This window comes from Vibrio sp. WZ-1 (assembly GCF_052037695.1).
Lineage (GTDB): Bacteria > Pseudomonadota > Gammaproteobacteria > Enterobacterales > Vibrionaceae > Vibrio.
The window spans coordinates 68484-81163 of the sequence record NZ_JBQEQR010000081.1 but is presented as its reverse complement, the minus strand read 5'-3'; the positions used below and the strand labels follow the sequence as shown (position 1 = coordinate 81163).

The window sequence follows — 12680 nt, the reverse complement described above, 5'->3', positions numbered from 1 at the left end:
ATAAGTTTGTGCGGCAAGTTTAGCTTAAAGAGTATGTTCACCATAATCAGAAATAGTGATGTTAAAAGACACCCTCAATCTGTGTTTATCTAACTTAAAAAAGCCATTGAACTTCTTTTGTCCATTTCTGTTCTGACTTGTGTAGTATCATTGTCGCTTTCATCGCCAGCATGAACGCGGTGCGAAGTTCAGTAAATCACTAAAAGTAGGATGATATATGAGCAAGTTACCTAAGCCGAAACCTGAAGAGTTGAAGGCAATGGGTGTCCGCAAACGAATAGACGAGATTGAGGCACAAAAAGAATGGGATAAGGAGTGGGGATTGTGAGCTCAAGAAACCTCTCGGAGCTTATTAACACGACACTCCTCATACATAGTGAAAAGCTGAGCAACTTGGACAGAGACATGCTTTCAGGTTTACTAGATCAACTCAACCGTGATCAAGCCTTGTCAGACAAACAGGTCAAACTGTGCCAAAGACTACTACGAAAAACGAATCAATCCTGTGTATTTATTCACGACACCCCAAACGAACAATGATTGCAAGTCAGTATTAGTCTTCGCTGTTATCTACTCACCCATCATCAAGCGTCATTCGACTCTGCGCTTGGTCCAATAAATCTTTGATCTCAATTCACATCCTGTTATTAAACGAAACGCTGCGGATAAACGGCTAGATACTCCTATTCGCTGATTTCGACTTACTAAATTACTTTCAGTCCATTCTGGTAATAAAGGTTTGCTCATCATCCACAAAAGCGACAAAGCCGCCGTGATAGATAAACACCCGACCACGTCCCTCAACTAGGCACGCAAGTTGTGGGTTCAAATCTTCTTCGTTATCTTGGCTTTGAAAAGTGCCGGTATCGGTGATTACACCGCTGAGTATAGGCAAATCTCCATAAGTATGCTTGGCTTGCTCAATCAGGTTCAATTCACTGTCGGTAGAGAAGCAAGAGGGGATCGCACCAGCGTCTTCGATGAATATAGGTTTCAGTTCTTCAAAAGCCGTAATCACCAGCCAGTCGATGCCGTTTACATGATGGATAAACATAGAGTTTCTCGATAATTCTGATGAGGCGATTCTATCACTATCAGGTGTAGAGCGTAGTAGAAATTTAGTTGCTAAAGGCGGTAATTCTGTTCCATTTTCCGGACACTCACTAGGCCAACTTGAAACACATGTCTGCCCAAACTTAGCTGACTGTAACAGGTTAACGCTGGGGGATTTAGCATGAGTCAGACAGGTAGCCGATACGCTCTAATAGAAACTTACCAATGGATGTACTAAGTCGGTTCGGTTTGGCATTTAAGTGTTGGGTCGGCAGAGACAATGAGCGCAGTAAATCTTCATTAGAATAATTTAGTCAACAGGCTGCTGGACAAATTACACTACCCAATTTTGCAAGAGACTCTTGCAAAAACGAGTAACCCCATTCCTTGCCAGTAACGTTCAACCTTACAAATCACAGTGAGATGGTTTGAACTATTTCTTCTAATCAGCATAGTGTCTATGAAAGTGGGGTCTTACCAACTTCGCCAACTAGTTCGAATAGGCCGTCTTACCTCCATTTTTTAACCTACCGAAGAAACGTGTTCTCTGTTAGAGTCACCGTCAACTACGCTATTGAATAAAGATACCCACAGATCGTATGTAATTGATGGATTTTTATTCACCCTTAGAACTTATTTTAGGAATCCCTAGTGACTAACAACGAAATTTTACGTCGTATCCAACACGCGTTAAACCTTAAAAACGCACAGATAATGAAAGCTTTCGGGCAGGCCGAAGTCACTGTGGCTCACGATAAAGTGGCAAACTGGTTAAAAGATGAAAGCGACAAATCTAGCGTTAAGATGAAGGATCAAGAGTTAGCGGTATTCTTAAATGGTTTTATTAACCTCAAGCGAGGCAAAAAAGACGGCGAGCAGCCTAAGCCAGAAGTCGCGTTGACCAACAACATGATTCTCATGAAGCTGCGCATTGCGCTAGACATGAAAGCAGAAGATGTGTTGGACGTATTAGAAGTGGTTGGTATTAGTTTAAGTAAATACGAAATTGGTGCGTATTTCCGCAAGCCAAACAACAAAAACTACAAACAGTGTGAAGACCAACTGCTGTGCGACTTCTTAAATGGTGTGCAGTTTACCAATCGTCCCGATTCTGAAGAGTTTGCTGGGTAATTTTTATCTCGAATCGAACGTGGTAATTGATTAAAAAAGCGAGAACCATTTCATTTGGTTACTCGCTTTTATCATGTTAAAGACCGATATTAGAGCTTCACAATCACGTCTACTCCTTGTCTTTCTTCAGTAGATACCTATCAAACCATGCTGAAATCTGGTCGGCTTTTAGAAGCAAGACACACACCGCCCCCTATGATCCTACCAAGATAAACCCAAGATAAACCCAAGATAAACCCAAGCTAAAACCTTAAGCCAGTTAGGGGCCTCTATTCTGGTCAAAGCTATTCTAGACATCTTGTAGTGATTCACTAAAACTGGCCACGTATATAGAGTTTTTCCATACTTTGGTCATGCGAGCAGGGTCACGACTGACGCCATTAGTAACACGAGTTTGCCCCAAAACGAGTTCCGCCCACCGCAGAAGGAAATTACTTGGGAGTGATTTCGCAATACCTGAACTAATGATTGCGTATAACACAAGGTTATCTCAAACTACTTTCTCAGTTTCCATAGGAAGTAGAAGTCGTTATCTTGTGCAGCTGAATCTGGCAAAAATTGTTGATTCACATCCGTTAACATAGAAGCTACAGCACTAGTTCCTCCAATAGTGGCAAGAAAAGATGCTAAATCTGTAGGTATTATCCCGGCATAAGCCCCTACCGTTAGTACACCTGTTCCAAATATTAAATTTTGTCTAGCCTTAGATAGGTATTTGGTTTTATGTGTGCGTAAGTTGCGCTCGATATTAGCGATTTCACTTCTTACTAGGTCAGAATACGCCTCTTCCTGTTCGTTAGGTTTTAGGCCGTTAACCGCACTGAGAAATTGTTTGGTACGCTCCCTATAGACGTTAAAGTGCTCTTCATTCGCGTGTCTTAGGGATAGTACTGTTTCTGGTGTCGTGTTTTCCGCCACTATTAAAGTATGCTGGAATTGGTTGGTAATGATATCTGGATTAACAGCATTTACGTTGAGTCTGTTTAAGATCTTTACTTGTAGATCATCGTTAGTTAGAAGGTTTGTATTATAAAATTTTGAGTGCCAACTGTAGAAGCTGACGTCATCAACCAAAGGGTGAAGGAGAATATCCATGACACCATCATTCTTTATTTCATCAGGGCTTAACTTGTAAGGCAAACCTAGGTTACGAAAGTCATGAAAAAAATCGGCGCTATTATCATATAGGTGTAAATATTTCCTTTTATGTTCGATCAGGCTTTCGGGTCCGATAACGGTTAAGAAACCATAATCTTCGCTCTCGTCATAGCTAACAGATATTTTATCAAGATAATGCTTAACAAGAGCATTAAATAGTAAGTCTTCATTCTTCCTTAGTTTTACGCTAGCTGGTTTGACTATAGATTCTATGTGCTCAGAACAAAATGCATGAGCGCTATTCGCATATTTAACAATTCCAACTTTTAGATAAGGCCGCAACACCCAGTATATGCTTATACTAGTAAGTAGCTCCTGCCTTATTTTGGGTAGCACTCCTTGTCTTTTGCAATCACGATACATTTCTTCAAAAGGGTTTCTAACGTATACTTCATCTGCATATAGAGCAGAGAAACTCAGCATTTGGTCTATTTTTGATAGTCGGCATTCGAGTGCACCACAAGGTGTATCCCAGCCGCTTAACGTTTGATTTGCGGTGAATGAAAACGGACTTTGTGTCGCTCTACCCGAAGAAAAATGGTGTTTAGTTATGAAAAATAAGACTTCAATTAGCTGGTATATTAGTTCTTCATCGACGTTTTCGATCAACTGCGGCAATTCTCTAGTTGCAGCCCATACATGTAGTGCTTCATCAAACTCATCGACAAAATCTTGATGCTCTAACATTATTACCTCAACAAAGATGTAGGTTTAACGGGTGTATTGTATCAGATGCGAATCATTGTTTTTACATGTATGAAATTTCAGCTTCAAACCTTTACAACCCCAACGAACTGTTCGTCAAGCCTGTACTGCAATAGACCCAATTAATCTAATCCGTACTTTGGTCTTTTATACGGAAACTCTCCGTAGTTCTCTCCTCGAAACCCTCCGTAGATTCACACAACAGGTTGATACCATTTGATTTTCATAATGAATGACAGCAACATAAACGGAATGCAAACACGGAAAAATTCCGTCTATAAAGTGTTATAGCGCAGAACACATTTCGGAGTATTTTGTGATTTTAGAGTTTCCAACAAAAGATGATTTTTATAGCGCCGCCAATGGCTTTCTTAATGCTTCGTGGGATTCGGTGACTGAGCACTTACATGAATTTGAAACTCTATATAGTGTAATTGATGGTAGCGACCACGAAAACGAAAGCAAACGTTATTGGGCTTCAGCAAAGCAGACACTAGTCAGTGCTACTGCATTAGTACAGCAAGCTGTAGAATTTTACATAAAGGGACGAATCGTAAATGTTTCGCCTTATTTGCTCATTTATGGAAACCCACAGTCATGGCCAAAAGGTTGTAACAAAAGGGATATCGAATTTTCTGCATTTCGCACTTTAGATGCTCAAGATTTAATAAAAGTCCACGACACTGTTTGTCCAGAGCGGTTTACTGACCAATTTCTTCAATGGAATGATGACTTACGAACAATTAGAAATAAAGTGATGCATACAGTTGATAAGTCTTTGACTGTAACTCCAGAGGAAGTTGTTAACTTTATTTTATATACCCATAGTTACTTTCAAGGTTCATTATGCTGGTTTGAATCAAGGCGTAAATACCTCGAAAATACGCCAGTAAACTCAATGAAAAGCATCCAATCTGACGAGAGTTACGAGTCGCACATAATCAACTCACTCTTAATTGATTACCGCTTAACTATTGATGTATTACCTCCTGCCGCGTGCAAGAAATATTTAGACTATGACAAGAAGTCCAAATCCTATCATTGTCCTCGCTGCGCTAATATCGTGTCCCGTATGGACTTCTGGGATGACGAGTTCATTCATCAGTGTGCGAAAACTTACCAAAGGTTACCTAATTCTGATGACTATTCGTGCAAGCTATGTAGTTATCAAGGAAAGCTTCTAGAACGTAGCTGTGAAGAGTTAGGTTGTGATGGGAAGCTACAGGATAGCAAAAGTGGAATTTGCTTCTCCTGTTTCTTCGAAAATGCGCTATAACAAACGTTTAAGGTTTCAAGATACTTTTTCTAATCTGATATAAAAACCTTAGAGTAACGGCACTAACGCATTTATGTCCAAAAACGAGTTTCGCCAAGCTAGAACACTGTAAATAAAAAACGCCCTCCATATCTCCATGAAGGGCGTTTTTTTGTTCAAAATACCTAGGTAGATTACCTTTCACGCACATAAGTCGTTTGAACCAAGGTATCTAACACCACTTCACTCTTAGTGACTTTAAAGTTTAGTGGCTGTGCTAAATCACCAAATAGAGGTGCGCCGCCGCCAAGTAGGATAGGGAAGCGAGTGATCACCATTTCATCGATAAGATCTTCTTTTAAGAAGTTCTGAATCGTTACACCGCCGTCGATGTAAAGCTCGTTAAAGCCTTTTGCATTCAGGTCTGCAAGCACATCTTTTAGCTCGCCTTTTACTAGAAAGACTTTGTCTTCGTAGCCTTGTGGCACTTCTGTCATGGTGTTGCTGAGTACAAACACAGGTTTGCTGTATGGCCAATCGCAATCAAAGCTCAGCACGACATCTAGGGTGTTGCGTCCCATTACTAAGCCATCAATACGCTCCATCAGTGAGAAGAAGCCTGTATCAATGTTGTCTGGATTTGGTACCGAATGTAGCCAGTCGAGTTTGCCCTGCTTATCTGCGATGTAACCGTCCAGACTGGTTGCAATAAATACGATATTTGCCATGAGTACCTCATCAAAATTGCGATGCTTGAGCCAAGCTAAAGTATGGTTTAAAATTAATTCTACAATGTAGAATAATTCTGAGTTTATCGGGAAGATCAAATGCCTGTCAACGAAAAGAAACGCGGAAGGCCAGCCGCTAAGCAGTCGCAGTTAAGCGCAGATAGTATCCTAGATACGGCTAAGTCATTGATGAAAAAGGATGGCAAGGTACCAAGCATTCGCTCGTTAGCGACGCAATTAAATGTCGACCCTATGGCGATCTATCACTACTTCAAAAACAAGAATGCCTTGCTTGAAGCGTTAACCACATCGCTGGTGGAGGAAATTTATCAACCGAAAGTGAATGAAGATTGGCAAGGCGAACTCAAAAATTTGTGTATTAGCTACATTGAACTGCTGCGTGAGTACAACGGGTTATTGCAAACCATGCTGAGCATGACATCTCATGGCCCTGCTCAAGTGTTTACCGAGCGTTATCAAATCATTGTTCAGCCTTTGGCATTGTCTTCGCAAGTGGAGAAAGACAGTTTAGATCTGCTGGCGGATTACTTGCACGGTTTTGCACTGTCGATTAGCTGCTGCCACGATGCGAGCTTGATCAAAACAGAGATGATGGATGGGCCATTGAATCTGATCTGTTCTTCGTTATTGGCATCTCGAACTTAGTTCACATTAACGTGCACTTTTTACTTATAGCGTGAAAGAAATTCCCATAACCAAAGGTTCTAACTAAAAGAGATTGCAGGACTTTTATTTAGCAAATTCGACCTAATATCTTGAGTATGCCCAATCGCAGTTGGCGAAGTGGTGATTTTAATAATGCTTGCTGGCGTGCAAAAGCCGTCAGTTTGAAGATGCATTCAAACACAATAAGGGATAACAATGACTAACGAATACATTCCACCAAAAGTTTGGACAAACGATAATGAAAACGGCGGTCAGTGGGCGAGCATTAACCGTCCGGATTCTGGTGCACGTCATGAGCAAGAGCTTCCAGTTGGTGAGCACCCATTCCAACTTTACTCAATGGGTACACCAAATGGTCAAAAAATGACGATCATGTTTGAAGAGCTTTTGGCGGCAGGCGTAACGGCAGCAGAATACGATGCGTACCTAATTAAGATTGGCGATGGCGACCAGTTTGGCTCTGGCTTTGTATCAGTTAACCCGAACTCGAAGATTCCTGCTTTGGTAGACCGTTCCGGTGCTGAGCCAGTGAACGTGTTTGAATCTGGCAACATCTTGTTTTACCTAGCGGAGAAGTTTGGTCACTTCCTACCTACAGAGGGTGCGAAACGTGCTGAGGTAATGAACTGGCTATTCTGGTTGCAGGGCTCTGCACCTTACCTAGGTGGTGGTTTTGGTCACTTCTACGCGTACGCACCAGAGAAGTTCGAGTACCCAATTAACCGCTTCACTATGGAAGCTAAGCGTCAGCTAGACGTGCTAGATAAGCGCCTTGCAGACAATGAATTCTTAGGTGGCGATGAATACAGCATTGCCGATATCGCAACTTGGTCTTGGTACGGCAACCTTGTATTAGGTCGTGCTTACGATGCAGCTGAGTTCCTAGACGTATCAAGCTACAAAAACGTTGTGCGTTGGGCTAAAGCGATTGATGAACGTGAAGCGGTAAAACGTGGTCGTATTGTTAACCGCTCATGGGGTGAAGAGTGGGAACAATTGGCAGAGCGCCATAGTGCAGCTGACATTGATACGGTATTGGCTAAAGCACCAAAATAGACATTAATGAGTTCTTTATTGATTAAACTTAGGAACCCTTTCCAACATAAAATCAATGAAGGCTCGGATATGGGGCTTGGGGTAACTCGAGCCCTTATAAACAGCGAATATCTCACCACTTCCTTTTTCGTTTTGTGTTGCTTTCCAATCAGGCAACACGCTGATGAGCTCGCCGCTATCGAGATAAGGTTGCACCATCCAAGTCGAAAGCAGTAAAACCCCTCCATGATTGAGTGCCGCACACAGCAATGGTGACCCGCCTTTCGAGATAAAATTCCCGTCGACACAAACCTTTTTAACTTGAGATTTATTAGACAGATACCAGTAACTACGGCGTCTGTCGTGATTGAGTAATAAACAGTTGTGTTGAGTGAGGTCCTCAGGCGTCGATATCAGTTCTGTTTCGGATAGGTACTTTGGGGTTGCCACTAAGGATGTGTGATTACTCATAATATGACGAGCTTTTAAGCGGCTATCTTGCGGTGTTCCAATTCGAATTGCGATATCAACATTGCTACTGTTTAAGTCAACAATGTCGTTATCAAGGTCGAGCTCAACCTGGACGTTAGGATAGCGTTTAAGGAAATCAGGAATTATGTTGGCGAGAAATAGATTTCCGAAGCTTTCAAACACTGAAATGCATAAATGACCTTCTGGCTCATCAAGAGAGCCTTTCATCTCATGCACAAGTTTGGCGGTGTCTTCCAGTATCTTGCTTGATTGTTGATAAAAATACTGGCCTTGCTCTGTCAGAACAAGTTGCCGAGTACTTCTCTTAAAGAGCGTTGTCTGCAAATGATTTTCTAGGTTGTCTATGTTTCTGGCTATTGATGATGGAGCCATGTTCAGTGCTCTTCCCGCTTTAGAAAAACTGCCTGAAGCGACAACTTGATCAAAGATTTTAATCCAATCTAACATGATTTACCTTTCTGTTTTTTGCAAAACTGATTTGCTTTTCCTGCCTATTCTATCGCTCAACGAAATGGTCAACAATGCCAACAACGCAATAAACGAATGACTAAATCACAAGATGAGGAACAGAAATCATGACTCAACGACTACAAATTGCGACCGTTCAACCTGATGCGCTTACCGCTATGCTTGGCTTGGAAAATTATCTTTCAAAGGTAGAGTTGGCAAAAGAGTATAAAGAGCTCATCAAACTAAAAGCATCCATGATCAACAAGTGTGCTTATTGTATTCAAATGCATACGCAAGAAGCGTTAGACATTGGAATGCCACAGCAAAAGTTGTTTGCTATTGCAGCTTGGGCTGAATCTCCTTTGTTTACAGAACGAGAGAGAGCGTTACTCGCTTTAACCGAAGAGATGACCCTAATAAGTGACAAAGGGCTAAGTGACGCGACCTATAAAGAGTGTATTGCTTTGCTTGGTGAAGAGTTAGTCGCAGAAGCCATGATGCAGGTGATCATGATTAACGCGTGGAATCGATTTGCGTTAGCGACAAAAATGACCCACTAAACGGATCATTAATAGGCTTGGTGATGTCTTGGCAGTAAAAAAATGGAGCTATTGTAAGCTCCATTTTTTCGTCAGTTGTTGCTTGTGTTTGCCTTAGCGAACTACGGCTTGGCCTGCTAATGGATCTTGATAAGCAGGTAGCTCTGAGCGCAACCCTTTGATTAGGCTGACACACATCAGCAGTAGTACCAGCGTGAACGGAAGTCCTGTTGCCACTACGCCAGATTGCAAGGCTTGTAATGCCTCTTTACCACCAATCCATAGCATGACTGCGGCGATAGAGCCCTCAATACATGCCCAGAAAATACGTTGTGGTACTGGAGCATCAATCTTACCGCCAGCGGTAATGCTATCGATAACTAATGAGCCAGAGTCTGAAGAGGTGATAAAGAACACTAAGATCAGAACGATAGACAATACTGAAATGATCGAGCTAAATGGCATTGCATCGTAAACGTGAAATAGTGTCAGTGAGATGTCTGTCAGACCATTGGCACCCAGTTCACCTACTTTATTCGCTACTTGATCAAGTGCGATACCGCCGAATACTGCCATCCAAACTAGCGTTACAGTGGTTGGAATCACGATAACGGCAAACAGGAATTCACGAACGGTACGACCTTTCGAAACACGTGCGATAAACATACCGACGAATGGTGACCAAGACACCCACCATGCCCAGTAGAAAACAGTCCAACCATGCATCCAGTCAGAGTCTTCACGTCCGTGCGGATTACTTAGGGCAAAAATGTCTTTCGCATAAGCGACTGTGGTATCCCAAATGGATGTTGTCGCAATATCAAAACTAATGAACATAACGAAAGCTAATAGAGCGAAGGCTACCGCCATATTAATGTTGCTCAGTAGTTTTACACCACCATCGATACCTCGAATTACAGAAAGTACTGCAATAAAGGTAACGAAGGCGATAACAATCATTTGCGTACCAATACCGCCATCTAAGCCGAAGACGTGATTAATGCCACTTGTTGCTTGTTGCGCGCCTAAGCCAAGAGAGGTTGCTAGACCAAACAAGGTTGAAAGTACTGCCAGAATGTCGATCACGTGACCTAACCAACCCCATGCACGATCGCCAAATAAAGGGTAGAACGCTGAGCGTAATGAGAGTGGTAAGCCTTTATTAAAGGTAAAGAAAGCAAGTGAAAGGGCAACAATCGCGTAAATCGCCCAGCCGTGAATACCCCAGTGGAACATGGTGGCACCCATCGCGAGTGACTTTGCTTCTTCAGTGTATGCTTCGACATTCAGTGGAGTGCCGTACCAATTAGTAAAATAAGCGGTAGGTTCAGAAACACTCCAAAAGAGTAGGCCAATACCCATTCCGGCAGCAAATAGCATGGAAAGCCATGACACTGTTGAATGTTCCGCGCGGGCATCTTTGCCGCCAATTCTAATTTTACCTAGTGGTGAAAGTAAGATTGCTAGAGCAAATAGGATGAAGAAGTTTGCTGACCACATGAAGAATACATCGAAGTCGGTAATGATGCCGTTCTTAAGGCCATTTAAGGCGTCACGGGCTGTTGAAGGGTCAACAATTAAAAGAGAAGCAAGACAGAGAAGAACAAGACCAGCACTAATCCCAAATACTGGATTGTGGATATCAAATCCCCACTTTTGAACGTTATCTTGACCAACCTGATAGTCGGTAGTGTCGATACTATATTTTTTTAGTGCATTATCCATAAATACAACATATACGCTTTTTTAAATGTGTCTTTCTTGAATAAGAAAAACACTAAAACCGCCCTCCAATTATTTTGAGTTCAAATTAAAAAATGCGACGCGATCATAGTGTTTTATGTAAAACAATGCAACTCAAAGGGTTTTTTGAGCGTTTTTTCGATATTTGGCGAGGTTTTATGTAGAAAGTGTAATGATGTGTAATGTTTTGATGTGTAAGTATTGGTGTTGAGTTGGCCGAGCATGGTTTAATCAAATGGTACTGTCTTCGTTCGGTTAACTATGAGTGAGCAGCGAGAGTTCGTCACAAGTCATGATTTCATCGAATTGGCGAACGAATAAACACAAACTTCAACCGACTTCGCATTCTTTTCGACAAATATCGAGTAAACGTAACTAATCGTAACAGAGCTGCTGTAACTGCACGCCGTTTCAATATACTCCCCTAAGTTTGTAAGCCACAGAATGCTGCTATGAGAAAAAACACTTTATTCAACGCTACGTTAGTGACCACCCTGACTGCTGCTTCCACATTCAGTTTTGCTGCTCCTACCGTTGTTCCTAATGCCCCTGAACTGAGCTCGCGTGGCTATGTTTTAATGGATTACCACACTGGTGCTGTGTTGGTGGAGCGTGATGCTGACAAGCGTCTGAACCCAGCAAGCTTAACCAAGCTGATGACGGCTTATGTTGCAGGTCAAGAAGTGAAGTCTGGCAACATCAGTTTGGACGATGAAGTGGTGATCAGCCGCAATGCATGGGCTAAGAACTTCCCAGATTCCTCGAAGATGTTTATCGAAGTCGGTACATCGGTCGTACTTTCCGATCTTTACCGTGGTTTGATTGTTCAATCGGGTAATGATGCCAGTGTTGCGATTGCAGAACACGTTGCAGGCAGTGAGGCTGGCTTTGTTGGTTTGATGAACAGCTGGGCGAATCAGCTTGGTTTGTCGAACTCAGCGTTTACTAACCCGCATGGTTTGGATAGCGATGGTTTGTACTCAACCCCACGTGATATTGCGACACTAGGTCGTGCCATCATTCGTGATTTACCAGATATTTACCCGCTTTACAGCGAAACATCGTTCACTTACAACGGTATTACTCAGTACAACCGTAACGGTTTGCTACGTGATCGCAGTATGAACGTGGATGGCATGAAGACGGGTTACACCAGTGGTGCTGGTTATAGTCTTGCGACGTCTGCAACCAATGGTGACATGCGCCTAGTCGCGGTTGTTATGGGCGCGAAAAGCCCAAGTATACGTGAATCAGAAAGTAAGCAATTACTTAGCTATGGATTCCGCTTCTTTGATACTGTAATGCCAACACAAGCGGGTAAAGAAATCGCGACGGCTCGAGTATGGATGGGTGAGCAAGATGAGCTAAAAGTGGGTGTGGATCGTGACGTGTATTTAACGCTGCCAAAAGGTGACGTAAACAAACTCGAAGCAGAGGTTGAATACAATGGCGATTTGATGGCTCCCATTCAGCAAAACCAAATTGTTGGTAAAGTGCTGTACAAAGTCGACGGCGATGTTGTGAAGGAAACCGAGTTGGTTGCACTGGAACCTGTCGATGAAGGTGGCATCTTCAAGCGCTTAGTGGACTGGTTTAAGCGTTTGGTCGCGAGTTGGTTCTAATCATTTCTAATTTGCGTTGTATTGAAGCCGTACCTTAGTTTTTAAGGTGCGGCTTTTTCGTTTAGGTTTTAGGAGGCAGTTG

11 protein-coding genes are annotated in these 12680 nt (G+C 42.4%); 6 read left to right on the top strand and 5 right to left on the bottom strand.

The window, feature by feature from the left end:
- Positions 1 to 715: 715 nt before the first annotated feature.
- Entirely contained in the window at positions 716 to 1054 is a 339-nt protein-coding gene (locus ACTS60_RS18475; protein WP_409387587.1) for a cytosolic protein, read from the bottom strand.
- Positions 1055 to 1704: 650 nt separating this feature from the next.
- Here ACTS60_RS18475 and ACTS60_RS18470 point away from each other — a divergent pair.
- Positions 1705 to 2184: a DUF1456 family protein gene (locus ACTS60_RS18470; protein ID WP_038884142.1), complete on the top strand. Its 480-nt coding sequence runs from the start codon at positions 1705 to 1707 to the stop codon at positions 2182 to 2184.
- Positions 2185 to 2679: 495 nt separating this feature from the next.
- Here the strand turns inward: ACTS60_RS18470 and ACTS60_RS18465 are convergent, their stop codons facing one another.
- Positions 2680 to 4029, bottom strand: a complete 1350-nt coding sequence (locus ACTS60_RS18465) for a hypothetical protein (protein WP_440889431.1) — start codon at positions 4027 to 4029, stop codon at positions 2680 to 2682.
- A gap of 334 nt (positions 4030 to 4363) precedes the next feature.
- On the opposite strand from ACTS60_RS18465, the gene ACTS60_RS18460 reads away from it, so the two are divergent.
- Positions 4364 to 5323, top strand: coding sequence for a hypothetical protein (locus ACTS60_RS18460; protein ID WP_052438108.1), 960 nt, complete (start codon positions 4364 to 4366; stop codon positions 5321 to 5323).
- 173 nt (positions 5324 to 5496) lie between these two features.
- Here the strand turns inward: ACTS60_RS18460 and ACTS60_RS18455 are convergent, their stop codons facing one another.
- Positions 5497 to 6030 (bottom strand): dihydrofolate reductase family protein, encoded by a 534-nt coding sequence (locus tag ACTS60_RS18455; RefSeq protein ID WP_440889430.1) that lies wholly within the window; start codon positions 6028 to 6030, stop codon positions 5497 to 5499.
- Between the two features lie 99 nt (positions 6031 to 6129).
- Here ACTS60_RS18455 and ACTS60_RS18450 point away from each other — a divergent pair, with 99 nt between their 5' ends.
- Both ACTS60_RS18450 and yghU read left to right on the top strand, forming a co-directional pair.
- Complete coding sequence (locus tag ACTS60_RS18450) at positions 6130 to 6696, top strand: TetR/AcrR family transcriptional regulator (protein WP_440889429.1); 567 nt, start codon at positions 6130 to 6132, stop codon at positions 6694 to 6696.
- 216 nt (positions 6697 to 6912) lie between these two features.
- Positions 6913 to 7773 (top strand): glutathione-dependent disulfide-bond oxidoreductase, encoded by an 861-nt coding sequence (gene yghU, locus ACTS60_RS18445; RefSeq protein ID WP_440889428.1) that lies wholly within the window; start codon positions 6913 to 6915, stop codon positions 7771 to 7773.
- A gap of 15 nt (positions 7774 to 7788) precedes the next feature.
- Here yghU and ACTS60_RS18440 read toward each other — a convergent pair whose 3' ends face one another.
- The gene (locus ACTS60_RS18440) at positions 7789 to 8691 is read right to left on the bottom strand and encodes a LysR family transcriptional regulator (RefSeq protein WP_440889427.1); all 903 of its coding nucleotides are present in this window, start codon (positions 8689 to 8691) and stop codon (positions 7789 to 7791) included.
- A 128-nt stretch (positions 8692 to 8819) separates the two neighbouring features.
- Between ACTS60_RS18440 and ACTS60_RS18435 the strand changes: the two genes are divergently transcribed.
- Positions 8820 to 9254 carry a carboxymuconolactone decarboxylase family protein gene (locus ACTS60_RS18435; protein WP_440889426.1) on the top strand — a complete coding sequence of 145 codons (435 nt, stop codon included), beginning with the start codon at positions 8820 to 8822 and terminating at the stop codon, positions 9252 to 9254.
- A gap of 93 nt (positions 9255 to 9347) precedes the next feature.
- Here the strand turns inward: ACTS60_RS18435 and ACTS60_RS18430 are convergent, their stop codons facing one another.
- A complete protein-coding gene (locus ACTS60_RS18430; RefSeq protein ID WP_409586712.1) occupies positions 9348 to 10958 on the bottom strand; it encodes a BCCT family transporter in 1611 nt (536 codons plus the stop codon).
- A gap of 470 nt (positions 10959 to 11428) precedes the next feature.
- On the opposite strand from ACTS60_RS18430, the gene ACTS60_RS18425 reads away from it, so the two are divergent.
- Positions 11429 to 12598, top strand: a complete 1170-nt coding sequence (locus ACTS60_RS18425; protein WP_010452879.1) for a D-alanyl-D-alanine carboxypeptidase family protein — start codon at positions 11429 to 11431, stop codon at positions 12596 to 12598.
- Positions 12599 to 12680: the final 82 nt, after the last annotated feature.

What these genes read in the sequence shown, in the direction of transcription:
- ACTS60_RS18475 (WP_409387587.1), bottom strand. Translation starts at nt 1,054, where the DNA reads ATGTTTATCCATCATGTAAACGGCATCGACTGGCTGGTGATTACGGCT.
- ACTS60_RS18465 (WP_440889431.1), bottom strand. Translation starts at nt 4,029, where the DNA reads ATGTTAGAGCATCAAGATTTTGTCGATGAGTTTGATGAAGCACTACAT.
- ACTS60_RS18455 (WP_440889430.1), bottom strand. Translation starts at nt 6,030, where the DNA reads ATGGCAAATATCGTATTTATTGCAACCAGTCTGGACGGTTACATCGCA.
- ACTS60_RS18450 (WP_440889429.1), top strand. Translation starts at nt 6,130, where the DNA reads ATGCCTGTCAACGAAAAGAAACGCGGAAGGCCAGCCGCTAAGCAGTCG.
- yghU (WP_440889428.1), top strand. Translation starts at nt 6,913, where the DNA reads ATGACTAACGAATACATTCCACCAAAAGTTTGGACAAACGATAATGAA.
- ACTS60_RS18440 (WP_440889427.1), bottom strand. Translation starts at nt 8,691, where the DNA reads ATGTTAGATTGGATTAAAATCTTTGATCAAGTTGTCGCTTCAGGCAGT.
- ACTS60_RS18435 (WP_440889426.1), top strand. Translation starts at nt 8,820, where the DNA reads ATGACTCAACGACTACAAATTGCGACCGTTCAACCTGATGCGCTTACC.
- ACTS60_RS18430 (WP_409586712.1), bottom strand. Translation starts at nt 10,958, where the DNA reads ATGGATAATGCACTAAAAAAATATAGTATCGACACTACCGACTATCAG.
- ACTS60_RS18425 (WP_010452879.1), top strand. Translation starts at nt 11,429, where the DNA reads ATGAGAAAAAACACTTTATTCAACGCTACGTTAGTGACCACCCTGACT.